Annotated in this window: 11 protein-coding genes; 5 read left to right on the top strand and 6 right to left on the bottom strand. The window is 70.5% G+C overall.

Annotated elements, in window-relative coordinates; translation table 11 throughout:
• Nucleotides 1–35 precede the first annotated feature (35 nt).
• The 4 genes from ACFWV3_RS20920 to ACFWV3_RS20935 all read left to right on the top strand — a co-directional run bounded on the left by ACFWV3_RS20920 (nt 36) and on the right by ACFWV3_RS20935 (nt 2,794).
• Entirely contained in the window at nt 36–527 is a 492-nt protein-coding gene (locus tag ACFWV3_RS20920) for an NUDIX hydrolase (RefSeq protein WP_382413052.1), read from the top strand.
• A 350-nt stretch (nt 528–877) separates the two neighbouring features.
• Nucleotides 878–1,186 carry a hypothetical protein gene (locus ACFWV3_RS20925; RefSeq protein WP_382413053.1) on the top strand — a complete coding sequence of 103 codons (309 nt, stop codon included), beginning with the start codon at nt 878–880 and terminating at the stop codon, nt 1,184–1,186.
• 507 nt (nt 1,187–1,693) lie between these two features.
• Complete coding sequence (locus ACFWV3_RS20930) at nt 1,694–2,368, top strand: hypothetical protein (protein ID WP_382413054.1); 675 nt, start codon at nt 1,694–1,696, stop codon at nt 2,366–2,368.
• An 18-nt stretch (nt 2,369–2,386) separates the two neighbouring features.
• Nucleotides 2,387–2,794, top strand: a complete 408-nt coding sequence (locus tag ACFWV3_RS20935) for an integrase core domain-containing protein (RefSeq protein ID WP_382413055.1) — start codon at nt 2,387–2,389, stop codon at nt 2,792–2,794.
• Between the two features lie 121 nt (nt 2,795–2,915).
• Here ACFWV3_RS20935 and ACFWV3_RS20940 read toward each other — a convergent pair whose 3' ends face one another.
• A complete protein-coding gene (locus tag ACFWV3_RS20940; protein ID WP_382413056.1) occupies nt 2,916–4,277 on the bottom strand; it encodes a HEAT repeat domain-containing protein in 1,362 nt (453 codons plus the stop codon).
• A 399-nt stretch (nt 4,278–4,676) separates the two neighbouring features.
• Complete coding sequence (locus ACFWV3_RS20945) at nt 4,677–5,684, bottom strand: NADP-dependent oxidoreductase (protein WP_382413057.1); 1,008 nt, start codon at nt 5,682–5,684, stop codon at nt 4,677–4,679.
• A gap of 88 nt (nt 5,685–5,772) precedes the next feature.
• On the opposite strand from ACFWV3_RS20945, the gene ACFWV3_RS20950 reads away from it, so the two are divergent.
• On the top strand, nt 5,773–6,387 hold the full coding sequence (locus ACFWV3_RS20950) for a TetR/AcrR family transcriptional regulator (protein ID WP_382413058.1): 615 nt from the start codon (nt 5,773–5,775) through the stop codon (nt 6,385–6,387).
• Nucleotides 6,388–6,440: 53 nt separating this feature from the next.
• Here the strand turns inward: ACFWV3_RS20950 and ACFWV3_RS20955 are convergent, their stop codons facing one another.
• From ACFWV3_RS20955 to ACFWV3_RS20970, 4 genes are all read right to left on the bottom strand, one after another.
• Nucleotides 6,441–8,105 carry a hypothetical protein gene (locus ACFWV3_RS20955; RefSeq protein WP_382413059.1) on the bottom strand — a complete coding sequence of 555 codons (1,665 nt, stop codon included), beginning with the start codon at nt 8,103–8,105 and terminating at the stop codon, nt 6,441–6,443.
• A gap of 13 nt (nt 8,106–8,118) precedes the next feature.
• Nucleotides 8,119–9,252 carry a hypothetical protein gene (locus ACFWV3_RS20960; RefSeq protein ID WP_382413060.1) on the bottom strand — a complete coding sequence of 378 codons (1,134 nt, stop codon included), beginning with the start codon at nt 9,250–9,252 and terminating at the stop codon, nt 8,119–8,121.
• Between the two features lie 9 nt (nt 9,253–9,261).
• On the bottom strand, nt 9,262–21,855 hold the full coding sequence (locus tag ACFWV3_RS20965; RefSeq protein ID WP_382413061.1) for a hemopexin repeat-containing protein: 12,594 nt from the start codon (nt 21,853–21,855) through the stop codon (nt 9,262–9,264).
• Between the two features lie 237 nt (nt 21,856–22,092).
• Entirely contained in the window at nt 22,093–24,885 is a 2,793-nt protein-coding gene (locus ACFWV3_RS20970) for an AAA family ATPase (protein ID WP_382413062.1), read from the bottom strand.
• Nucleotides 24,886–24,916: the final 31 nt, after the last annotated feature.

Here is a 24,916-nt window from a genome sequence, read left to right on the forward strand (position 1 = left end):
CGCCCAGCCAGCCGACCGCGAGGAACGCCCGCCGCATGTCCACCACCGCCACCAGCCCACGCATCGGCGCTCGGGTACTGCTGCTCGACACCCACGACCGTGTGCTGCTTGTCCATGCCTGCGACCCGCACGACCGCAGCCACCACTGGTGGGAACTCCCCGGCGGAGGCCTCGACGACGGCGAGAAACCGGAAGACGCGGCTCTTCGTGAAGTCGCCGAGGAGACTGGGCTCATCATCCCCTCGCTGGGTCGCAAACTATGGGTTCGCGAGTCCCGTTTCCACTACAAGGGGCGCGATCACCACCGTGAGGATCACGTCTTCCTCGGCCGCGTCACCGACACGGCACCACAGGTGCCCCTCAAACCGACCGAGAACGAAAAGGCCGGACTGATCGAACGACGCTGGTGGACAGCAGCCGAACTGCGCGAGTGCTCGGACAAACTCCTGCCAGGGCGTCTGCCCGTTCTACTTGACGACCTGTTGGCCGGTGTCTTCAGCACGACACCCCTGAGCCTGATCGACTGACGCTGGCATGACGCCCGGCGCCACAGCGGACGGCGTAACTGCTTTCAATCACGATCTTGAAAAGGGTTCTTGTCGTTCGCTTCGTGCGTCTCTCCGCCTTGCTGGACACGCACGCATCGGCGAGCGATCAGATCCAACGACCTGTCGGCGCTCAAGCTGGCTTCGTCAAGTGACCTGATGACCGCCTCGTACCCCTCGACGGCGAGCTACTCCTCGATGAAGAGGCTGGAGTTCTCGGTCGTCGACCACACCAGCGGCGAAGCCGGAAGCCGGATCAGTTGACTTCACAACTGCCGCGCCGGCGCCGAGGGCCGCCAGGTGGAACATCTCCTCGTACTCGGCCGGAGGAGATGTTCCCGCACGCTCAATTCCAGTTCTCCTCCACCAGCAGTAGCCAGTGCGTGCTGATGTCGCGCGTCACCGAAAGGCCGTGCTACCTGGACGGCGCCGTGGTGCGGAAGGACGTCACCGACGGAAAGTCCGGCACCCGTGAAGAACTCCGCGGTTCCCAGCACGAGCTCGCCGGTCGGGATGCCCGCCTGCACGACGAGCAGGCGATGAACCCGTGCGCCAATGGTTGCTCAAGCTGGCACCGGCGCCACGCCGCCGAAGTGGCAACATCCTCAGGCGGCGCATTCAGCCAACTGTTCAGTGGGTGAGCAGGTCCTTGTGCGGAGGCCAGAGGTGGCGGTATTTCCGCCTGCGTCCGGTGACCTCGGTATGCGCCACCCCGGCTGGACTTCGGGCAGGGCACCACCCTGCTTCCACAGCCCGCGATCTCACCACCAGATCTGAGTCTTGTCACCGGCTGGAACAACCGCTGCCACACCTTCGCATGGACCGAAGCACCGGTCAGATCCGGACGCACGGCGTCAGCGCAGGAGGGTGAAGTCCCCACTTGACCCTGTGAGCGTTGACGCCGTGGCGGTCCCGTTGCATGTCAACGGGACCGGTTGGTCCGAAGTCAGATGCCGCTCTGCTGGCCAGGTCGTGCGAAGTCGTCGCGCCCCGCGCCGGTTTCGGTGCTCTGGTCCACGACCACCTCGTGGTGGGTGAAGCTCCAGCAGCCCCCGCGCCGGACCAGCCGTGTGCGTGCCGAAAAGTACGTCCGTGCAGCGTGCAGGTCTCGGCGTGTGGCTGGCGGTCGTCGGGCATGATCGCGTCCCGTGCTGGTCCGCTTCGCTTACCTTTCCGTCACCCACGCCTTCGCCGCGCTGCGGCTATTGCCACTGACTGATCGCGAGAAGGACATCGAGATTCTCGCTCTTCGCCACCAGCTCGCCGTCTTGCAACGACAACTCGGCGACCGACGCCCACCACTCCGACCTGAGGACAGGGCGTTCCTCGCCGCGCTCCTGGCGCCGCTGGCCCGCACCACTCTGCGCCGACTCCGCCTGCTGGTCAGCGCGGACACGGTGCTGCGGTGGCATCGTGACCAGGCGAAGCGTCGCCACGCCCAGGCGAGCCGGCGTCGAAAGCCTGGGCGCCCGCGCACCGTGGTGTCGGTTCGCCACCTTGTCCTGCGTCTGGCGGCCGAGAACTCCTCATGGGGCTATCGGCGCATCCACGGAGAACTCGCCCTCCTCGGTGTCACGGTTGCTGCTTCGACTGTGTGGGAGATCCTCAAAGCTGCCGGCGTCGACCAGGCGCCACACCGAGTGACCGTCACGTGGGCCGAGTTCCTGCGCTCCCAGGCCGAGGTTTTCCTGGCGATGGATTTCATCGAGACCGTCACGCTGACCGGCGCACGCCAGTACATCCTTGCCGCTGTCCATCACGCCGGTCGGCGCGTGCGCATTCTCGGCACCACCGCACACCCGGCACATGCTTGGGTGACATAGGCCGTCCGAAATCTCCTGATGGACCTCGAGGACGCCGGCAGCCTCGCACGGGTCAAGTTCCTCATCCGTGATCGCGACGGTGAGTACCCCGCACTGATCGACGAGATCCTCGGCGGCGCCGGGATCACGACGATCCTGACCGGCGTCCGGGTGCCCCGCATGAACGCGATCATGGAACGCTGGGTCAAGACGCTGCGCGGCGAGCTCCTGGACCGCACACTGATCTGGAACGAGATTCATCTCCGGCACGCGCTGCAAGCGTACGAGCAGCACTACAACCTGAACCGCACCCACCGGTCCCTCGCCGCCGCAGCACCCTTGCGAGCCCAACCGCAACCCCTTGGACCTGACCGGATCGAACGCCTCGCGATACTGCGACGGGACCGTCTCGGTGGAGTCCTCCACGAGTATCGGCATGCCGCTTGACCTGTGCGGACGTAGTTTTCGGCACGCACAGGGTTCTCGCGCTCAACCGCACACGTCGGCTCGCTGGAGTGCGCGGCCGTTAGAATCTCTTGCGGAGAATGTGTTCGGGCCAGGGACGAGGTCAACTCTCGGCTTCGGGGCCCAGCCGGTCGAGTGCGTGCCTCGCGGCAGTGCGCACCCGCGGGTCGGGGTCGTCGAGCAGGGCGCGGACATCCTCAGCCGCAGCGGGATCGGCGAGGCGGCCGCAGGTCTCCGCAGCGCGGGCTCGCACCAGCGCGTCGGTGTGCTCGATCGCCCGCCGCAGCGCGTGGCGCGGCCAGCCCGGCTTGTGCCCGAGCAGCCACACGTACGCGCGTACGGCTTGCGGATCAGTCGACCAGCACCCCCGATCGGCGCCGTCGATGCGGGCCAGCCCGCGGCCTGCCGCATGTCTCGCGGCCTTGTCGGGGTGGTGGAAGAACAGGTGCCACAACATCGGCAGGGCTCGGGGGTCGCCGATCCGGGCCAACGCGTCCGCTGCCTGGGCAGCGTGCGCGGTCTCGCACAGATGGAGGAGCAACGGCACGGCACGGGCATCGGCGTGCCGGACGAGCACCCGCGCGGCCTGCTGCCTCACCAGGACGTCCGTGTCGTCGCAGGCCGCCATGGCCACAACGGTGAGCTCGGCACCACCCAGCTTTCCCAGCACCTGCAACACCGCGGCTCGCACCTTCGGATCGGCGTGCTCGAACAGCCGGACCAGCGTCGGTACCGCGTCGGCGGAACCGATCTTGCCGAGCGCCTCGATCATCGGAAGGGGTTGGCTGGCGGTCAGCACTGCCTCGCACAGCGGGCCCACCGCTTCGGCGGCCCGGAGCTCGCCCAGTGCGAAAGGTGCCTCGTAGTACCACCACGCGGTGGGCAACGCCTCAATCATCCTGGGGACCACCTGCGCCGCGTTCCGGTGCAACCACGACCGGTCGAAGCGCCACGGCGCCTCCGCCGGGCGGAACGTCCACTCCTGGAAGACGGCTTCCGCGTCTAGTCCACCGATCGCGACCAGTCTCTTCGTCGCGGCGACGCGAGCCCCTTCCCACATCTGGTCCGGGTTCCGCAGCACCGAGTGCAGCGCCGCGATCTCCTCCGGGGTGCCGTCGCCAGTCAGGCTCTCGATCGCGGTCCAGGCAACAACGGAGGAGTCACCGGTCACCTTGCGCAACAGGCGTTCCCGGTCCAGCAGGCCCGTACCGCGCGCCGCCAGCACGGCGACGTTCGCCTCCCAGTCGTCGTCCGAGTCCCACCACCGCTCGGCCAGCTCTGCCGCCACCGGAGTGTTCAGGCCGTCGAGGAGCAGGAAGGAGATCTTCGACATGATCCGGGGAGCACGTGAGGTCTGGTACGCGGCGAGCAGCTCCTGCAGCGTGCTCGGGCCCGCGGACACCGCGCCTTTCTCGGGTGCCATCAACACCTCGTACACCGCCAGCGCGTCCTCGACCTGCCGCACGTGATCAGGGTCGGGCCCGGATCTGCCGGGGGACGGCTGCAACGCCTCCACAGCCCGGAGAACCCGCCGTGGCAGGTTCTGTCGTGTCAGGTCCAGTCCGGTAGAGGGAACGACGTGCAACCAGGCGGCCTGCTGGGCCGCCCAGCTCCCGCCCCGTTCCTCGACAGCGCGGGCAAGCCGTTCGAGTTCGTCCGTGACCAGATCACCGTGCTGTGTGAGCTGCCCCCGGTGTGCGCGCAAAGCGATTCGCCGTGCCTTCGCGATCCCCATCACCTCAGTGAACCGCAAAGGCACCGGACAGTCCGGCGATCAGGGAAGGGGCGTCGGCCGGATTACCGGCTCCGGTTGCCTTGGAACCGCACAGGGACCCAGGAGCGGACCTTCGTGGTGATAGGCCGATCAACTCGTGGCGTCGGCGGTGACGAGGAGCTTTCCGCGGACATGGCTGTGCATGAGATCGCCATATGCCCGTGCGCCCTCGTCGAGTGCGTACCGCCGGCTGACCGTGGATGGCAGGGTGCCGGCCAAGGCCTGCGCCGCCAGGTGATCCAGGTCGCCGGCGCGCGCGGTGCTGTACACGGTGCGCACGGTGAGATCGGCGCGGTCGAACGCGGATGGGTCGGGACTGGGGAAGGCGACGTTGAGCAGGTGGCCTCCTGGCCTGATGGCGTGACTTGCCTCGACCAGAGCGGGGCCTGGTAGGACGAGGTTGACCATGGCGTCGACGCCGCCCGGATGACGCCGCAGGGTCTCGGTGATGGTGTTGGTTGTCCGGTAGTCGATGACCTCGGTCGCGCCGAGGTCGCGGACGTGGTCGTCGTCCTCGGGTAGCGCGGTGGCGATCACGTGCACCCGGCTCGCGGCCAGCAGTGGGACCACCGCGCCGCCGACGCCGCCCGCGGCTCCTGTCACCAGAACTCGTTGCCCGGCCTCGAACCCACCCTCGCGCAGCACGGCCAGCGAGGTCAGGCCCGGTATGGGCAGGGTGGCCGCGTGGTCGGCGGACAGGCCGTCCGGGCGCCGCGTGATCGCGGGGGTGTCCGCCTCGAAGACCGCGTACTCGGCCATGGCACCGGTCGTCAGGGAGGGCGGGTCGGACAGCACCGTGGCCATTTTCTTCGCCGCGCGCGGAAGCGCGGTCCCGAACACCTCGTCGCCCTGGACGAACCGGGTGACGCCCGGGCCGACCTCGGTGACCGTGCCCGCGAAATCGCTGCCCGGCACGTGGGGGAAGGTCAAGGGGGACAGGTCACGCCACACCCCGCTGAGAGTGCGCAGGTCCGCGGGGTTGATCGCGGCGGCGCGGATGCGGACCTGGATCTGACCGGGGCCCGGCAGCGGGACGGGAACGTCCTCGACCGCCAAGACCTCGGCCTGGCCGTACCGCTTCGCGACGACAGCTCTCATCAACGCCCTCCTAAGTTGACCGCTCGGTCATTTTGTCGGACGCTAGCGAAATATGACCGAGCGGTCAACTTGCGTTAGGCTCGGTCGCATGCCCCGAGCCGACGCCGCCCGAAACCGGAGCCTCGTCATCGACGCGGCCGCGGCGGAACTGGCCGAGCACGGCCTCGACGTCTCCATGGCCCGGATCGCCGCGCTCGCCGGCGTGGCCAAGGGAACCGTCTTCAACCACTTCCCGAGCAAGGAAGAACTGGTCGCCGCGGTCTTCTGCGCACAACTCGGCGCGCTGGCCGCCACCGGTGAATCCCTGCTGGAGCACACCGATCCGCGATCCGCCCTGCTGGAGTTCATGACCGTCGGTGCCGAACTCCACTCCCGTGACCGCTCGTTCTGCGAAGCCGCCACCGCGACCTCGCGTGCACACCCCGCGGTCCGCGCCGCCAGTCATCGCCTGGCACAGGTGGCCGAGGCGCTGACCGCACGCGCCCGGCAGGCCGGCGTCCTCCGGGCTGACGTGACCGGGCACGACATCGTGCTGCTGCTCGGCGCTCCCACCCAGATCGCCGCACCGGTGGTCACGGCACGACCCGACCTGTGGCGGCGCTACCTGCATCTCATCCTCGACGGACTACGACCGGAAGCCGCGCACGACCTCCCCGTTGCGGCGCCGACGGGTCAGGACTTCACGACCGCCACCACTCGCTGACTTCGTCCGTCCCCGGCGTGGCCTGGAATTGCGGGCCTTCGACCTGAACGGGGTCACTTCCGGTTGGCCGAGCTCTGGCCCCGTGACCAGTCCTGGTTCTCGCTCTCCGCGGTGAGCCAGACCAGCGGCCACCTGCTCACGTGCTGGCCGCCCAGCAGGGCTTGACCCTGTTCCGAGGTGACCTTCTCCTTGATCGCGTTGATGTCGGCGGTCACGCCCATGAGCAGGGTTGGCCCGCTGACGCCCGCCACCTGCCCCCCGGCCGTCCTCCAGGCGTCGGCGTCCATCGACTTGGTCTTCTCCGTGATCTTGTTGATCATCGGGTCGACGTACATCGACCCGGTTTGCAGGGCGATGAAGTTGCTGTTGATGACGCCAAGGCTGATCTGGGCGTCGATCGCCTGGCGGATGTGCTCGGTGGTCACCGGCGCGTTCCTGGCCATGCCGAGAACCTCGCGGACCGTGCCGAGGTCACGCAGCCCTGGCGCGTAAAGGGGAAGGGACAACTGGCTCGCCTTGTGGGAGAGCGTCCGGAAGTCGATGTCGCCAGGCGCGATGTCGACGTCGACGTACACTCCGCCGGTCTTCTTGAACAACGACCACCTGAAGAGGTCCGAACAGGCGGCCAGGTTGTGCTCCGCGGCCAGGGCGTACGCCGAGTCGAGCCTGCTGTCGATCTCCGGCCTGGCGTCCTTGAAGGCGACACCGGCCCGCTTCAGCTTCGCGCGGGCGTTCCCGGCGTCCCAGTCGGAGATCTTCAGGTCACTCCACATGGTGACGGTCCAGTCCGTGCCGGCCGCAGCCGTTGCCCACGCGATCACGTTGTCCAGCGCGTTCTTGGAGATCGCGCGGCCTGACCAGAAGAAGTTCACGTTGTGCGGGATCTCCCGCACAGTCGCGTCGTGGTAGTTGCCCTCGGCCAGATCCAACCGGTCGACCACGAGCATCCTCACCTTGGCCACCACGTCCAAGCACGCCCGCGACTGCTCGTAAGGGGTGTCGGCCTCGAACATGTCCCCCAGCAGCGTGTCGGAGATCAACCAGTCGAGCGGACCGGTCGCGACTTTGAAGATGCCGTCGAGGATTCCCTGGAGATCTTCCGCCATGGTTCCGGGGAAGTGGTTCTTCTCGTCGAGGAACGGCCGGACCACCGGGTCGAGGATGGAGTCCGGGGTGATCCCCTCCTCGGACAGCCTTTCCAGGATCGCGGAGCTCAGCAGGCCGGGTTGCTTGGTCCACTGAGTGCGCAACGCTTTTCCGCGGTCAGCCCTGCTCACCGTGCGGAACGACCGTGCCCACCGGTCGAAGGCATCGGACGGGGTGTCGGCCGTGTCGGCGAGGAACTCGGCTCGCTGTGCGAGGGTCCTGACCGCCTCCGTCGACAGGCCGGGTTTCTTCAGCCTGGTGCGGACTTCGTCGAGGAACTTCTTCCTGTCCTCCTCGCCGAGACCGATGTCGTCGTCGAACACTCCCTTCGCGACGGTCTGGAGGCTCGCTGTGTCCGGCGGTCTTGCCGAGGGGCTGGCCTGGTCGGCGATCTCGCGCTTGGTGGCGAAGGCGGGGATCATCGGGTTCGCGGTGATGGCAGTCGGCAGTGGCCGTGAGGTGGTGTCCGGGTCGAGTGACCGGGACCGGCTCCTGGTCGTCGTCGTGGTCGTCCGGTCGGGCCTGCCGGCCGGAGAAAGCGAGCGGCCGCGCTTCTTTCTTTCGGGAGACATTTACGTTCCCTTGCTACGAGAGGAGGGTCAGCGGGGTGTTCTGAGGTTGGTGAAGCGCGCCGTGCTGGTCGGCTCGCACCTTCTTGGGCGCGGTGTCGGGAACGGCGTAGGAGACGCATCCCCGGTTGAACGTGTTGTTGACCTTGTCCGTCGCGTAGACCCCGTCGTAGCCCCGTTCGCCCATCAGGAGGAAGTTGATCGGCTGTGCCACAGGGCTCCTGGCGTTCTTGGCGCGGTTGTACTCGCTGACGAAGTTGCCGAGGGCGGACTTGACGTGGGTGGTCGCCTCGTCTGCCGTCAGGTGGACGCCTGTCCTCGCCAGCACCTGCACGAACTCGTCGGCCAGTTCGCCCGGCTCCGGCTGGTCGCTCAGCCATTTTTGGATCGATCGTTCCTGCTGTTCGGGAAGCGTCGTCAACGTGGTCGCCACCTTTTGCAACCGCCGCGACAGCGCGCTCAGCATCGCCCCGTGGTCGCTGTCCTGCAGGTACAGGGGATTCTTCAGTAGAACGTTGTACTGAGTGCTCGGATCGGCGTCCCGCAGTTGCTCGCGAGTGGGACCGGCGATTCCGTAGATGCCGCTGCCCAGCCCGTGGCTGGTGATCTCGATGTTGTCTTTGCCTCCGTTCGGGTCGATGAACTCGGACGCGGTCATCGGGCCCTGGTAGAAGTGCGTGATGTGGACCCCCTCCGCGGGGATCGTCTTGATCTCGCGGGCGGCATCCTCTCGCCGCAGGCCGCCGAAGTGCACCTGGGCCGGCGGGTAGAACTCGGCGGTTTCCGGTGTCACCTCGTCACCGTCGACATGGGTGATCGTGATGGTTGCCTTGCCGTCTTTGACGCTCTTGATGACGCCGCGATACGTTCCCACCTCCCACGTGACGACGTCTCCCACCTTGTACGTGTCGCGGTTCTCGGAGTCCTTCGCGGTGTTCGACTCGCTGTCGGAGGTGCTGTCCAGCTTCCGGAACTTGAGCTCCGGCGATGGCGACCGCGATGAGTACGTCTCGCGCTTGGTCTTGCTCGGCAGCTCCGGCGACGGGGAGCGGCTGCTGGAACTGCGTGATGAGCCGGGCGAGCCGGACCGCCGTACCTCGGTGCGCGTCGGCGATGTGGACTTCTGCTTCTTGTCCTTGCTCTTCGGCATGGCGGCCTCTCACCGCGCGCCGGCGCGGTAGGTCAGGATCAGGGCGAGACCGGTGACCGGGCCGCCTTCGTGCACGAGGGTCCACTCGCCGGTGGCCAGGCCGGGGGTGGCCAGCAGCTTCCCGTTGTCGAGCGCGAGGCGCGTGTCGCCGTTCAGCAGGAACCTGGCAGGGGTGTCGGTGGCGAGGCCGTAGACGGCGTGCACGCCGGTGATCCGGTGCCCGGTGATGCCCGGCAGGTGGTCCGCGGTGATCGGCAACGACAAGCGGCCGGTGGCGCCCTCGGTGAACGCGGCCCACTCGTCCGGGAACTCGGTGGCGACGTCGAGGTACCGTGCCGCCGGACGTGGCCGGAGCATGCCCGACACCGCTGTGCCGAAGGTCTCGCCGCCCTGTTCGGCCGTGTACCTCACCGTGATCGTCACGTCCAGCAGGCCGGCCGGGACCCGCCGGGCCGTCAGCCGCCAGCGGGACACCGCGCCAGTGCCCTCGAACGGCAGGTACAGCTCGTCGTCGTAGCGCAGCTCGAACATGCCGTTGTTCTCACGGCCGTCCTCGACGTCCGACAACGCGATCTGCCGGCTCGGACGCCAGTCGCCGCGCAGCGACTCCGGTGGCGTCCCCTTGGGATCGAGCAGGTACCTGACCGCCTTCGGGTCCGGTGCGAGCACGATCTTGTTGTCCAGCTGGGTGAGCGTGGCGGGAACGCCGACCGGACCGTCCGCGGTCTCGAACGTGACGCTGACCGTGCGGATCTGCCGGCGGTAGTGGCCGGGGAAGTCCCGGTCGTAGAGGTCCTCCGAGAGCGCGAACTCGCACGCGCCGGTTCCGTTGCCCCGCAACGCCAGCAGCGCCATCGGGTCGAGCTGCACCAGGCTCAGCCGCTTGGTGATCTCCAGGCTCCGGCCGGCGCCGGCGGTGTGGGCCTGGCCGAGCCTGCCCAGGTCGGCGGCCAGGGCGTCGGCCGCGAGCAGACCGTTGCGCTGGGAGTCCCAGTGCGTCGGCTGCACGAACGCGTCCGCGGTGCCGCGCTCGAAGTGGTACGCCTTCTCCGCCGACCGGGCCAGCTCGTACGCCAGGTGGTAGGTCTGGAAGTACAGCCCGGACAACCGCGTGGCCATCCAGCCGTAGAGCTGCTGGCTGGCGAACTTGCCGGTGAGGAAGGTCGTGACCTCGCCGAGGTGCGCGGCCTGCCGGTCGAGCACCGCCAGCTCCTGCTGGGCGATCCCGACCTGGAGCTCCGCACCGAGGACCTGGTGGCCGATCTGCTCGGCGTCGGCCCGCGAGGTGGCCAGCTGCAGCCGCCAGTCCTCCTCCTGGCGCAGCTGTTCGGCGCGGGCACCGAACACCTCGCCGAGCATGCTGAGCCCCTCGCCCAGCGACTCCGCGACCTCGGAGCCCTTGTCGAGCGCCTCACCGAGCTGGTCGCTGCCCCACGACATGCCGGCGATGAACGGGCCGATGTAGTTCTGCGGACCGGCCGAGGCGGCCGCAGCGGCGATCTTCAGGCCGCTGGCGGCGAAGTGCGAGGCCGCTCCCGCCGACATGGTGGTGAGCTGCGCGATCTGCAGCGGCGACGCCCCGACGTCGATCAGGTGCTCGTAGTGCCGCACCCGCTCACCCGCACCCGCCTGGGCGGCCTGCAGCTCGCGCAGGGTCTCCCGCGCCGCCTCGATCTGGTTCAGCTTCACCTCCCGCGTCAGTGCCAGGACAGCGGCCTCCTGCCGGTTCTGCAGCAGGGCGAGCTCCTCGGTGTCACGCCGGTCGAAGGCGGCGAGCAGGTCGCTGCCGAGCTGACGGCACCGGTCGGTCAGGTCGAGCGCCGCACGGTGCAGGAACGCGAACCGGTAGGCCGGAACGGACGTGACCACGGCGGCCACCACCTGCTCGGCGGACGCCCCGGACGCGGCACCGCGGACCAGCGCGGCCACGTCGGCCGGCGGGTCGAACAACGGCAGCGGGCGGCTGATGCCCAGGATGTCCATGGACGCGCGGATCTTGCCGAGCCGGTCCTCGACCCGGTTCCAGTACTCCAGGAACACGCTGTTGCCGGGCACGTGGAAGTACGGGTCAGCCACGCCGGCGTGCACCGCGCCGGAACCTTCCAGCAAGGCGCCGTCCAACGTGATCCGGGCGACCGCGTCGAGCTCGTCGTAGGAGGACGTCCCCGGCAGCAGCCGGGGCCCGAGGTCGTACGGCCGCTTGCCGAGCAGGTCGTAGGCGAAGATGTAGAGCATCCTGGCCTCGTCCACGCTTTCCGCCGTGTACTGGCGGAAGAGCATGTCACCCCAGTCGAGCAGGTTGTCCACATAGGACATCACGGTGGCCCGTCGGTACGACTCCGGCCGCAGCTGCGCGATCGCGTGCGGGTCGAACGGGTCGTCGCGGTAGGCCTCCAGCAGGGCGGCCCGGTCGGAGGCGGCCTCGACGGCGTCGCGGTCCGGCCTCTCGTGGAACGGCAGGAAGCGCCAGGGCCGTTCGCGCACGGTCGGGTCGAAGACGTGCTCGAGCCACCGCCTGGCCTCCTCGAAGCGCTGGGCGCCGTTGAGCGACTGGGCGATCAGCAGCGGGGCGTGGAAGAAGATCTCCCAGTAGTACAGGCCGTTCGCGCTGTCGAAGTCCAGGTGCGCGCCGACCGGTACACCGGCCTTCGCCGTCTCCGGCTGGACCCGGATCGTGGTCGCGTCCGACCTGTCGGCGCTGAACGCGGGCAGCTCGTCGAGCTCCTGGGTGTCCGGGGCCAGCAGGGCGTCGACGCCACCGACCAGCAGGCGGCGGTTGAGCTCGAAGGCGGTGCTCGACGTCAGCCGGATGACCTCGTGCGCCACCGCGATCGTCTCCCGCGGCGCGGGGGAGTCCTTCGGATAGGCCAGGTAGCCGTCGCCCGTGAACAGGTACAGCGTCGAGGCGGTCTCGAGCGTTCCGGTGCGGTCGCCGGGGAAACCCGCCGGCAGCCCCTCCCAGTTGCCCGCGACCGGCCGCCGCGTCACCACGGCGTCCGGTTCCGCGCCGGCCGGCAGCATGCCGAACTCGGCACCGTCGAAGACGTACCTGTGGTGGCCGCGGTCGAGGACGGCCGAGACGGGCCCGCCGAGGAGCTTGGGGTACCCGGCGTCGTGGCCTTCCGGGACGGCGCCGTTCTCGTCGAGGGTGTACCGCAGGTACTCGCTGCCGCAGACGAGGTACAGCTTGCCGTCCTCGACGTAGGCCGCGTCCACCCGCCCGGTCCTCGCCGGCAGGGAGGAGTTGAAGAACGTGCGGGTCGGATAGGTCGTGTCCGGGTTTCCACTGGCGCGCAACAGGAACGTGCGCTGGGCGTTGTCGAACCAGTAGGACACCCCGTTGAGGACGAACGACGGCCCGGCGGCGGCCTGCTGCGGCAGACCGTCGGGGTTGCCCGCCAGCGCCCTGGGGTAGTTCGCGCCCACGGCACCGGTCTTGTCGATCTTCGCGTACTGCGCCCCGAAGACCAGGTAGAGCTCGCCCTTGTCCTGCAGCAGCTGGACGTCGACATCGGCGGGGGCCTTCCCGCGCTCACCGACCTGCCACGTCTTGCCGAGGTCGGCGTCGGACACCACGCCGTGGTGCTCGCGGGAGTAGTAGGCCACCGTGCCGTCGGTCAGCACGACCGCGGCGTCGATCCTGGACCAGCGGGGCAGCTTGTCGTCGTTGGTCGCCAGCTTCTTCGGGTAACCCTCGTCCAGCCGGGGGAAGCTGTTCTTGTGGGCGCGGTAGTACTCGTCGCCGGTGAACAGGAACATGTGGTCGCCGCGCCTGATGACGGCGTCGATCCGGCCGGTCCGGCTCAGCACGGTGCCGGACAGCCCGAACCGCTCGGCGGTCGGCCGCTTGGTCAGCCGGGTGGCGTTCTTGCCCGGCGGCACCACCACGTACACCGAGTCCGCGTTGTCGAAGTAGTACCGGGTCCCGTCCGGGAGCTCGAACGCGGCGTCGATGCCGGTCAGTGAGGTCGGCAGGTTGTCGGGGTTGTTCTTGAGCGGCCGGACGTCCGGCAGCAGGGCCGGTGCGACGATCGGCCGGCACAGGAAGCTGCCGCCCTTGTGGTCGATGCTCAGCCACGGGCCGTCGGTGCTGTCGACGGGCGCGTTGAACTGCACGATCGCCGCCGGGTCCGGCACCGGCGAACCGGCGGGGACACCGATCGGCTCGGCGAAGATGTAGCTCGGGTCGACCACGCGGGGCGGCGTGACGACCGCGCCGGTCGCGGGCATCCCGTAGAGCTCAGGCGTCAGCGTGGTGGCCCAGTTCTCCCGGACGTCACCGTCCCGGTAGGAGCACTGGACCAGGATCGAGTCGTGCGAGTCGCCGCCGGGGACCGTCCGGGACGCCTTGACGTGCAGGCGCAGCTCGCTGACGGACGAGCTCTCCCCGGTGCTGACCGCGAGCAGCTGCGCGGGCACCCACTCCTGGTTGAGGTTGCGGAACGAGTAGCAGATCTTGATCCGGTACCTCGGGGGTGGCGCGGTGACCTTCTGGCCGCCGCCCTTCACGGGTTCGGTGAGCACCGTGGTCGCGGTCGTGTCCGGGGTGACCGCCTCGACGACCGGCCAGAACACGAACACGCGGCCGAAGGCGTGCACCGGGTCGACCCGGTCCGCGTCGATCGCCAGGTCGACCCGCTCCCACGGCTCCCAGGCGGTGGACAGCGTCTCGCCGTCGCGGAACTGGGCCGCGCGGTAGTAGTAGCGGTGCGGCTGCGTCCTGGTCCGTCCGAACAGGACCAGCTTGCGCGCACCCGCGGCGGCGTTGTCCTCGGTGTAGACGTAACCGCCCGCGATCGTCAGCCGGGACACCTCGGTGTACTCGTCCAGATAGCGCTTGTAGGCGGCCCGCGCCGACTCGGCGGTGACCTCCTTCTGCAGCAGGTCGTCCTCCAACGCAGCGAACGCGGGCGTCTTGCGGTCGCGCAGCTCCGGCCGCAGGTAGTTCTCCGGGTAGAGGAAGACCTTCCGGTTCGCCTCCCAGGTGCGGTAGTTGCGCATCCACGTCCACCAGGACTTGAGCCTCGCCCGCACGTCGTCCGGATCCGCCTGGCCCTCCTGCGGCCGCGGTCGCGGGACCACGTCCTCCAGGTCCAGCAGGTACCGGTGCACGAACAGCTGCGCGGCCGCGATGGCCTCGCGGACGCGGGACGTGGTGGCGGTGGCCCCCGTCCCGACGTCGATCAGGAACTGCCGGAACAACTTCTGGGCACCGTCGGGGCCGGGCGCGACCGCGGCCACCAGCGCGTCCCGCTTCAGCACGTTGACCTGGTTGTGCAGGTGCGACTCGAGCGCGGTCCACTCCTGCGCAGCGGTCCGCGCCTCGACCAGGCGCAGCAGGGCCGAGGCGGCCGCGGCCGGGTCACCCTGCCCGTGGACCTGGGACCAGACCTCGTCGTACAGGCGGCGCGGGCCGGTGCCGAACCTCCCGGCCACGGCGAACACGTCGACGAGCGCCAGCAGGAACTCGATGCCGGGTGCGATCTCCTCGGTCGTCCCGCAGACCAGCAGACCGCTGTTGCGCTGCGCCCACCGCACGTCCGCCACGTCCCACCCGAACAGACCGGCCAGGTACTCGTACGGGTCGTCCGCGCCGTCGACCAGCAGCGACGCCAGTCCTTCCGGCCGGGACCGGACCAGCTCGGTGAACCGGACGATCGTGTGCACGTCGGTGAGCCGGTAGTCGGCCGTGCCGGCCCAGCGGTGCCGGAACTCCTGCGGGAAGGTCCGGTCGACCCCGTCGTACCCGCCGGAGTAGCGGACGTACCGGTCGGCCTTGGTCAGGTAGGTGCGGCCCTCGAAGCAGAAGGCACCGTCCGGCCCAGCCTCGAACTCCGCCGGGAGGTCACCCCAGTCGTCCCGGACGGTCCGCGGGAAACCCGGTTCGACGAACTCGAACGGCTCCCCGGCCGGGTAGCGGACGTACTGCCCGCCCGCGAAGGCGTACAGGTGACCCGTCGGCGCGACCACGGCCGCGTCCAGCCGCCCGGTGCCGAAGTCGTTGCGCACCTTGCCCCACACGTCCCCGACGGGGTGCACCTCCCCGTCGACGAGGAACTGCCTGCCCCGGAACAGCCGGGTCCGGCCGTCCGGTCCGCGGAACGCCGCGTCGACACCGTCCTGGAACGCCACCGGCAGCGCGGGGAGGTCCAGCTCGGCGGCGATCTCCTCGATCGGCCGCGGGTAGCCGTCGTCGACGTGGGTGAAGTCGGCCGTGGAGTAGCGGACGTACTGGTCGCCGCCGAACAGGTAGACGCGGTCGTCGGCCACCAGTGCCGCGTCGACCACACCGGACTCGGCGATCGTGTTGCGCGTCCGTCCGATCCGGTCGATCGGGAACGTCGCCGTGAGCGCCGCCGACACGGTGTGGCACACGCCGCCGGTGATCACGTGGATGGTGCGGTCGTTGCCGACGACCGCGTCCACCCGCCGGTCGAACTCGTCGGCGAAGGACTCCGGCAGTGCCGCGAACGGCTCCTCGAGCCGCAGCTCGTCGGCGATCCGGCGCGGGTAACCCTGATCGATCGCCCGGTAGCCGGAACCCGTGTAGCGGACGAAGCGGTCACCGGAGAACAGGTAGGTGACCTCGCCGCGCCAGACGAAGGCGGCGTCGATCCCGCCGTCGCCGGTGATGAACGGGTTGCCCGACAGGCCCCAGTGGTCCCGGGTGGGGGAGAGCGGACCGAAAGCGCCGTCGTCGAAACGGGAGAAGGTCTCGTCGAAGAAGAAGTAGGTGGCGCCGTCGAGCGCGGTGAAGGCCGCCCGCAGGCCGTCCGGCGCGTCCAGGCCGCGGCCGAACCCCGGGAACAGCCGCTCGATCGGCCGCGCCGGCGACCAGCGTCCGGTGCGCTCGTCGCGGGAGACGAAGCTCTCCCCGGCGAGCAGGATCAGCGTGTCGCCCTCGACGAGCACCGCGTCCGGGAACGGGAAGCCGCCGGGCAGGCCGGGGAAACTCTCCTCCACGACCGGATAGCCGTGGTCCGGGACCAGGTAGTCGGTGCCGGAGTACTCGACCCGCCGGGCGCGGCCGTCCTCGCCGGGGTGTTCGACCAGGACGGTCCTGTCGCCCACCACGTAGGCGATTGCCACGCTGGTCAGACCGGCCCAGTGCGCGCTGATCGGGCGCGGGTCGCCCTCGATGGCGGAGTCCGGTCCGGCGCACACCACGAACTGGTCGTCGCTGAACAGGTAGGTCTTGCCGTCCCGGCCGACGAACGCCGCGTCGACCCGGCTGTTCTCGTGGATGGCGTTGCGCGGGCGGCCCCACTCCGCGGCGAGCGGATACGCGCGGTCGAGCCGGGTGTCGAAGCAGCTGCCGCCCTTGAACACGTAGACGTTGCCGTCGGTGCCCGTCAGCACACTGTCCACACCGGACTGGAACTCGGGCGGAACGGTGCGCAGCGTCCTCGGCCGGAACGGGGTGGCGTGGGCTTGCGGGGCCTCGATGGCGGACCGCTTCACCCAGCCCCGCTCGCCCTGGGCGGCGATGACGCTGCCGCCTTCGACGAAGGCGCAGGACACGTCGGCCAGGTCGAGGTCGTCGTAGCGGCGGTAGGCCGAAGCGGAAACCGCGTGACACCGCCCGTCCCGGAACAGGTAGGTGGTGCGGCGGTCCGCGAACGCGGCGTCGACACCGTCCAACGCGACGTCCAACGCGGAGAGCCCCGGTTCGGCCGCCAGGTCCGCCACGAGCCTGGGATATCCGGCCTCGACGTGCTCGAACTCGTCGTCGCGGTAGCGGAAGTACTGGTCACCGGAGAACAGGTAGGTGTGGGTGCGGTGCACGTCGACGCCGTCGACCTGCTCCACGACCCGCGTGACCAGGGTCGCGTCTACCTGGCCGGAGCGTGCGATGGTGTTGCGCACCTTGCCCCAGTGCGCGCTGACGGTGGCCGGGTAGCCGTCGTCGACGCGGGTGTAGTCGTCGGTCGAGTAGCGGACGTACCGGTCGCCCGAGAACAGGTAGGTCCGGCCGTCGTGGCCGACGAACGCGGCGTCGACCGAGTCGAACGGCACGCTGTCCCACTGCTCGCGCAACGACATCGGCGGCGACCACCAGCGGTGCCGGGCGTCGAACCGGATGAACCGGTCGCCGGCGAACAGGTAGGTGTGGTGGTCGCGCCCGGTGAAGACGGCGTCGACAGGGCCGGGGTCCAGCCCCTCTGGCATGTTCCACCAGTTGTCGGACAACAGCTTCGGGAAACCGGGGTCGGGCACGCGGTAGTCGTTGGTGCTGTAGCGCACGTAGTAGCGCGCACCGCCGCCGCGGACCTTCATCCGCAGGCCTTCGAGCGCGACCGTCAGGGTGACGCCCTGCTCCGTCATGAGAGTCCATTGTGGAGCGGAACCGGCGATCCCGGTCAGGACGAGGCCGTGCTCGGCGAACCGGGTGCGCAGCGCGGGCGTCAGTCGTGCACCGGCCACGTCGTCGTGCAGGTCCAGCGGCAGGTCGAACAACACCCCGCCGGCACCGAACAGGTACGTCCTGTTGTCCATCACGAACGCCGCGTCGACCTCGCCGATGCCACCCCAGTCCGCCTCGACCGGCCGCGGGTACCCGACGTCCACGGTGGAGTAGCTCGCGGACGAGTAACGCAGGTAGCTCCCGCCGCTGAAGAGGTACGTCCTGCCGTCCAGACCGGCCAGGGCGGCGTCGACCCGGCCGCTCGGCAGCACCGGCGCGAGCACACCCCACCGCTGGGCGGTCGGCACGACCGAGGCGCCCTCGGCGGTGACCGCGGCGGTCATGCCGGCCTTGAACAGGTGCAGCACACCGCCGGCGTCGGTGAAGGCCGCTTCGACACCGCTGTCGAACCGCGCCGGAACGTCGTGGACGCGGCGCGGGTACCCCTCGTCGGCGCGCACGCCGTCGTTCTCGATGCTGTCGGAGTACCGGACGACCTGGTCGCCCGCGTACAGCTGGACGGCGGACCCAGCCACGTGCGCCGCGCCGACCCGCTCCAGCCGCTCGAATGCATTGCGCAGGACGCCCCAGCCGGTCGCGCCGGTGAGCACGTGGACGCGCCCGTCCGGTGCCTGGAACGCGTCGAGCGGCCCGGCACCTCCCTCGACGCCCTCGCGCTCCTGCCACTCCGTGATCGGCCGCGGGTAGCCCTCGTCGACGTGCGTGTAGTCCGGCGTCGAGTACCGGATGTACTGGTCGCCGCTGAACAGGTGGGTGCGGCCGTCCGTGTCGACGAACGCGCCGTCGATCCGGTCCGGATCGGTGAAGGTGTTCCTGACCTTGCCCCAGACCTGGTCGCGCGGCACCCATCGGGTGCTGCCGGGCTGACGGGTGAAGGCGCGCGAGGTCCCGTCCGCGGTGTGCCCCGCGACCCACTCCACGCCGGACGGCAGGGTGAAGGCGGCGTCGACCCCGGTCAGCCCGGTGAAAGCGGGTGACAGGTCGGACAGCGGCGCCGCGACCGGGGTGACCAGCGCGCGGGATTCGGCGGCGTAGGTCCAGTAACCCGCTCCAGCGAAGATCAGCACAGTGCCGTCCTGCGCCTCCAGCAGGGCGTCGAACTGCCGCACCCCCGGTGGCAGCACGAGGTTCTCCGGGAACTTGCCGACCAGGTCCTGGTCGGCGAACACGGCCGTGACCTCGGCGGGGCTCAGCCCGAGCTTGGCGGCCAGGACCGCGAACCGGCGGATCCGCCGGTGCGCCAACCGGAACCGCGGGTCCTCCGGCGGGCCTCCCGCCGCCAGCACCGGAGCGACCAGGAGGTCCACCGCCTCGGCGGGCCCGCCGGTCACGGCCTCGCAGATCGCCGCGGCCGTCGCCGCCGCGATGCCGAACGCGTCGGCCACCACCCCGTGCAGCACCAGTTCCTGCTCGCCCGCACGCCGGACGAGCAGGTCGGCGATCTCGGACACGGCCGCGGTGGTCTCGACGGCGGCCGCGTGCAGCAGGAAGAAGACGTCCCTGCTGTAGTCGGTCAGCCCGGGAAGCTCGAAGTCGTAGGCGCTGGTGATCTCGCCGAAGTACGGCAGGCGCTCCTGGGCGACCGCGAACCCGTCGGTGAGGTGACCGGCCGCGACCAGGTGTGCCAGCAGCCGGTCGCGCTCCTCGCCGGTGAAGCCCAGCGCGGCCACGGCGGCCGGGTCGACCCGGTACGGCCGCTGGTCGTCCAGGACGGCACCGATCCGGTGGAAGACCATCTCCTGGTCCGCGCGCAGGAAACCGGTGCCGAGGTCGAGGCCGTCGAAGGGCCGGGCGAACACGGCCTCGTCCACGATCCGCCGCTCACGCGTGTAGCCGCCGTCCAGGGCGGCGACCACCCGCAGACAGACGGTCTCGTCGGCGATCACGGCGAAGTCGTCGGCGGTGAAGGTGTGCAGCTCGGCCCGCAGCCGCCGCAGGCTCGTCTGGATCGCGTCCAGGACCGCCCGGCGCTTCGGGTAGAACTCCAGCGCGAGACCGAAGTCCGCGGCGGGCAGGTCGACCAGCGCCGTCTTGTCCCGCACCTCGCCGTTCTCGTTGAGATGGCCGTTGAAGACCAGGCTCTCCACCAGCGCCGTCACCCCGGCAGGGCTCAGCCCGAGACCGGCGAAGACGCCGGTGTCCAGGGTGAACGGCTCCTCGGCGAACCGGACGGTCCGCGCGGCCAGTTCGGCTCGCACGGCCGCTTGCGCGTCAGTCAGGTCGACACTGGGGTCGAAGAGGTCGATGTTGGCCGGGTCGGCGAAGAAACCGGGATCGGCGAGCTCGCCGCTGTCCGCGACATGTCCGTGGTAGACCAGGTTGTCGTAGAGCTCGGCGCTCTGCTGCGGCGTCAACGTCCCGAACACCGCGAGGTCGGCAGGGAAGAACGCGGCCGAGGTGTCGGCGACCGCGCTGATCGCCTTGAACAGCTGCTCGCGGTGGTCGTCGAAGTCGGTGGCCAGCCGCAGGTCCTCCGGCACCTCGCCGGCGAGGGTGCCGTCGGCCCGCAGATGTCCCAGCAGCACCAGGTTGCCGAAGATCTTCGCCTGCATCCGGTCGCCCAGGCCGAGCCCGGCGAAGTCCTCCGGCACGACCACGCCGAGATCCGTCACGGCGTCGTAGGCGGCGGCGACCACCACCTCCCGGTCGAGCCGCAGCAGCCGGTCGTCCGCAGGGGAGACCACGCCGTCGTCGTACGCGGCCAGCACGTCGCTGACGACCGTGGCGGCGCGCCCCTCGAACCGGCTGCCGGCGAACATCTCCGCACCGAAGGCGACCGCGCCGAACGCCTGGCCGATCGCGCCGGCCAGCGCCCGCCCGCCGTCCTCGCCGGAGTCCGGGCCACCACCGAGCACCAGGGCCAGCTCCGCACCGCCGAACCCGGCGGCCTGCATCCAGCCGACCACCTCGAACAGGGTCTGCACCAGCCACAGGCTCTCGGCCGGCGCCCCGCCCGCGAGGATCGCGAAGACGTCGCGCCGGCCGGGATCGATCTCGCCCAGCACCGGGAACGTCGTGTACCGCCGGGACGACGGATCGCTGTCCAGCGCCGTCAGCACGTCGAACAGCTCGTCCACCCCGATGCCGAGCGCACCGGCGACCAGGCCCGTCCGGTGCAGCAGGCCGATCTCGGGCAGGCCGATCCCGCCTCGGTCGAACGGGCTGGGCTCGTCGGCCCGGTAGCGCTCGCGGTAGCGGCGGACGATGGTGCCGATGTCGGTCTCCGCCACCTCGATCCAGCCCGACAGCCGCGACAGGTAGTCCTTGTTGCGCACCGCGAGGAGGTCGCCCGAACAGCCCTGAACTTCCGCCGGTTCGATCGGCACGGCCATCCGGCAGATGTCGGTGACGGCGAGCCCGTGCACGCGGTGCAGCCGCAGCACGACCGCCAGCGTGCGCAGGCCGGCCTCGTCGATCCGGCCGCCGCAGCACGAGTTCACGGCCAGACCGAGGTCCGGCAGGGCCAGCCCGGTGGCCCGGGACATCCGCACCAGCTTGCGGGCCCGCGTGAGCCACTCCCCACCGTTCCCGCCCCAGTCCACTGTGGACCCATCGGGGCTGATGGACGCCGGCGGGGTGACGGCCACCAACGCGCGCAGCTCCTCGCCGGTGAGCCCGAGAGCCTCCGCGAGTCGTTCCGCGCTCTTCAACACGGACAGCTTCTGCCCGCTCAGACCGAAGTCCGCGGCGACGGCCTCGTCGTCACGCAGCACCTCCGCGACCTCCGCGGGCGACATGCCGAGGTACTCGCGGGCGGCGACGTCGTGGCTGGGCCGCGGGGCGAACAGCCGGTACAGCTCCAGCGGCGTGACCTCCAGGTGACGCAGGTAGGTCGCGATCCGCGCGTGGGACAAGGAGAAGGGCAGCACGAACGGGTACTTCCGCAGCAGCAGCTGCTCGTACGGGTCACCGCCCTCGAAGGTGCCTTCGAGCACCGAGTTGACGATGTCGAGGTACGGCGTCTCGGTGAGCGTGTTCGCCTCGTCCAGCGGCACCTGCTTCAGGTCGGGCCTGCGCGCGGGTTCCAGCAGGGACGGCGCGGCGAAGTCGGTCTCCAGCATCGCCAGCAGGTCGACCAGGTAGGCGGCGGGGGAGTAGACCGACCGCGCGTCGTCCGGCCTGTTCTCCGCCTCGCCGAACAGGTCCTCGTAGTCGGGAGCCGACTCCTCGCGCAGCACTGGTCCTCCAAAGGTTCCGGGACGGGACGATTCGCCGGACGGCGCGCCGCGGCCCCCGCCTGAGGCGGACACACCGCGGGAGACCTCGGAGACGAGCCGGACGCGGGCTGCGCGTCCTGTGCCTGACCGGTTGCCGGAACGCTATGGCGGGGAGACCCCGCGCGTCGTCCGGGGAACCCCTGACGAATCCCCTGACGTTGCCGCCCGTACGGGTCGCGGGCAGCGCCGCCGCCGGACTCAGCGGTGGGACATGCGCACCGCGAGCTGGGTGCGCGACCGCACGCCGAGCTTGCGGTAGGCCCTGCCGAGGTGCGTCTCCACGGTCTTCTCGGTGACGAAAAGGTTCTCGGCGATCTGCCGGTTGGTCAGCGCGTCGGCCGCCAGCTCCGCCACCCGCAGCTCCGACGGGGTCAGCGCCGCCACTCCCGTCACCTCGATGCGCGGCGGCCGGCCTCCGCCCACGGTCAGACCCGCGGTCAGCCGTGCGGCCAGAGCTTCCGCGCCGCACCCCACGGCGATCTCGGCCGCTTCCTTCGTGGTGGCGCGTGCGCCGGCACGGTCGCCGCCCCGCTGGCGCGCTTCGCCCAGGTCGGCGAGCGCCTCGGCCAGCTCCAGCCGTGCCGGGCCCTCCCGCAGCAGCTGCACCGCCTCCGCCAGCACTCCCAGGTCACCGTCCGCGCCCGCGCGAAGGGCCATCGCCACGTGCCTCGGCACACCGAACAACCGTGCCAGGCGCAGCTGTTCCGCGACCAGCACCGCCGCCTGGTCCCGCCGGCCCGCCCTGCGGTGGGCGGCCGCCGCGTGCAGGCGCCACTGCACGTCCCACAGCCCGGTCACGCCCCACCTCGCGTACACCGTGCCGCATGCCATCGCATCGGTGAGCAACGCCTCGTCGTCGCCCGACGCCGCGTGCAGCCGCATCCGCGACTCCAGCAGCCACGTGTGCAACGACGCGCTCGGCATCGCACCATCGGCCAGCACTCCGTCGTCGAGCACCGCGCGTGCCTCGTCCAGCCGGCCGCGTTCGACGAGCAGGTGCACCCGTGCGGCGTCCAGCGCGGGCAGCGCGACGTTCGGCCTCGGGACCGCCCGCGTGCCCAGCTCCACGTGTTCGCCGGCGGCCGTGAGATTCCCGCGCAGCAACGAGATCCGCGCCAGATAGGCGTGCACGATGCCCACGGCGAACAGCTGCCCGCGCTCCAGCGCGTTGCGCAGCGCCCGCTGGCCGCGTTGCTCGGCCTCGACGAGCCGGTCGGCCACGAGCAGCGTGTTCACCGCCGACCAAAGCGCCGACCGCTCGGGCGTGAGGCGGTTGCCGTCGAGCGCGGTCTCGGCCAGCGCGACCGCGTCGTCGGCGCGCCCGCCGGTGAACACCTCCTCCACCGACAGGTGCGCTGCCAGCACGGGATCGGTGCGGTCGGCCGTCGCACGGAACGCGGCGAGCCGGGCCACCAGCTCCTCGCGCGCCGACAGGTCGGAGCGGGCCACCCCGAGCAGCTCCGACACGAGGTCCCTGCCGAGCTGGGCGGGCGCGTCCCGCGGCAGGACCCGCGCGACCTGGCGGAGCAGCGTCAACGCCGCCGGGATCTCGCCGCAGGCGTTGCGGAACCGGGCCAGGCTGTAGCCGCACCGGGCGCTCTGCTCCGGCGTGCCGGCCAGCGCGAGCGCCTCGCGCAGGTGGACGTCCGCCTCGGCGATCGCCAGCCGGTGCACCTCGCAGTTGCCGAGCAGCCGGCTGACCTCCGAGCGCAGCTCCGCCTCCGGCGGCTCCTGCCTGGCGCGGGCCAGGTAGGTCCCCGCGTCCTGCGGTGACCCGCGCTGCCACGCCTGGGCCGCGGCGGCGACGAGCACCTTCACCCGGTCCTGGCGTTCGGCGGGCACCGTCCGCAGCACGTGTGAGGCGACCGCGGCCACCGCGGCCCCCGACGCGGCCAGCACCCTGGCCGCGCGGTCGTGCCCCGCGCCGCGCTCCGCCAGCGGAACCAGCGAGTGGACGACGTCGCGCAGCACCACGTGCGCGAACGCCGGCGGGTCTGCCGCGCCGAAGAAACCGTGGCGCACCAGGCGTTCCGCGCCGGCCGCGGCGGTGGCGACGTCCACTCCCGCCTGCTCGGCGACCAGCGTCAGCGCCGTCGAGTCACCCAGCACCGCGACGGCATGGGCGATCCGCCGCACCTCGTCCGGTTGCCTGCGCAGACGGGCCTCCACGTGCCCCCTGACCGCCTCGGGCCCGGCCGAGGTGACCACCGCCGCGGTCTCACTGGCGCTGCCGCTCTCGGCCAGGACCCGGACGAGCTCCCTGACGAACAGGGGATTGCCCGCCGTGGTCACGTGGCACGCCTCGTAGAACGCGTCGTCGGCGCCGCTCACCGTCGCGCGCACCAACCGCGCCACACCGGCCGGGCTGAGGCTGCGCAACCGCAGGTGCGCGCAGTCCTCGGTGGCGAGGACGTCGTCGAGCAGCCCGCCGTCGTCGTGCTCCCCGCCACGGGTCGCGACCACCAGGAGCACGGCGACCGAGTCCAGCCGCCGGGCGAGAAAACCCAGGAACCGCATGGAAGACGGGTCCGCCCACTGGGCGTCGTCGACGACGAGCACCAACGGCCCGCTCTCGGCCAGCGACACCAACAGCCAGTACAACCCGTTGAACAGGCTGAACAACGACCCCGTCTCGCCCTCACCGAGGTCGAAGATCGGCTCGACGGCCGCGGCGGCACCCGTGAACAACGCCCGCCGCCGCTCCACGTCCACCGGCAACGTCGTCTCGAACAGCTGACGAACGAGCCCGAACGCGAAGTCCCGCTCCAGCTCGGCCCCACGAGCCGACAACACAACGACTCCGGCGTCCACCGCCGCGGCACGAGCCCGGCGCAACAACGCCGTCTTGCCCATGCCGGCACCCGCGTCGACGACCACCACGCCGCCCTGCCCGCGCGTCACAGCCTCGACGGCGGCGCGCAGCACGGCTGTCTCGGCGTCCCGTTCGACCAAGTGGGGCAACGACTCGGCGCCTGCGGGACTCGAACGCATGAACGATTTCTAGCGCACCGCAGGCGAAGTT

It is taken from the genome of Lentzea sp. NPDC059081, from assembly GCF_042738015.1.
In the GTDB taxonomy this organism is placed as follows: domain Bacteria; phylum Actinomycetota; class Actinomycetes; order Mycobacteriales; family Pseudonocardiaceae; genus Lentzea.

Excerpts from the sequence above, each read along its gene's own strand:
- ACFWV3_RS20935 (WP_382413055.1), top strand. The coding sequence starts at position 2,387 with ATGGACCTCGAGGACGCCGGCAGCCTCGCACGGGTCAAGTTCCTCATC.
- ACFWV3_RS20925 (WP_382413053.1), top strand. The coding sequence starts at position 878 with ATGTTCCCGCACGCTCAATTCCAGTTCTCCTCCACCAGCAGTAGCCAG.
- ACFWV3_RS20970 (WP_382413062.1), bottom strand. The coding sequence starts at position 24,885 with ATGCGTTCGAGTCCCGCAGGCGCCGAGTCGTTGCCCCACTTGGTCGAA.
- ACFWV3_RS20945 (WP_382413057.1), bottom strand. The coding sequence starts at position 5,684 with ATGAGAGCTGTCGTCGCGAAGCGGTACGGCCAGGCCGAGGTCTTGGCG.
- ACFWV3_RS20920 (WP_382413052.1), top strand. The coding sequence starts at position 36 with ATGTCCACCACCGCCACCAGCCCACGCATCGGCGCTCGGGTACTGCTG.
- ACFWV3_RS20950 (WP_382413058.1), top strand. The coding sequence starts at position 5,773 with ATGCCCCGAGCCGACGCCGCCCGAAACCGGAGCCTCGTCATCGACGCG.
- ACFWV3_RS20955 (WP_382413059.1), bottom strand. The coding sequence starts at position 8,105 with ATGTCTCCCGAAAGAAAGAAGCGCGGCCGCTCGCTTTCTCCGGCCGGC.
- ACFWV3_RS20960 (WP_382413060.1), bottom strand. The coding sequence starts at position 9,252 with ATGCCGAAGAGCAAGGACAAGAAGCAGAAGTCCACATCGCCGACGCGC.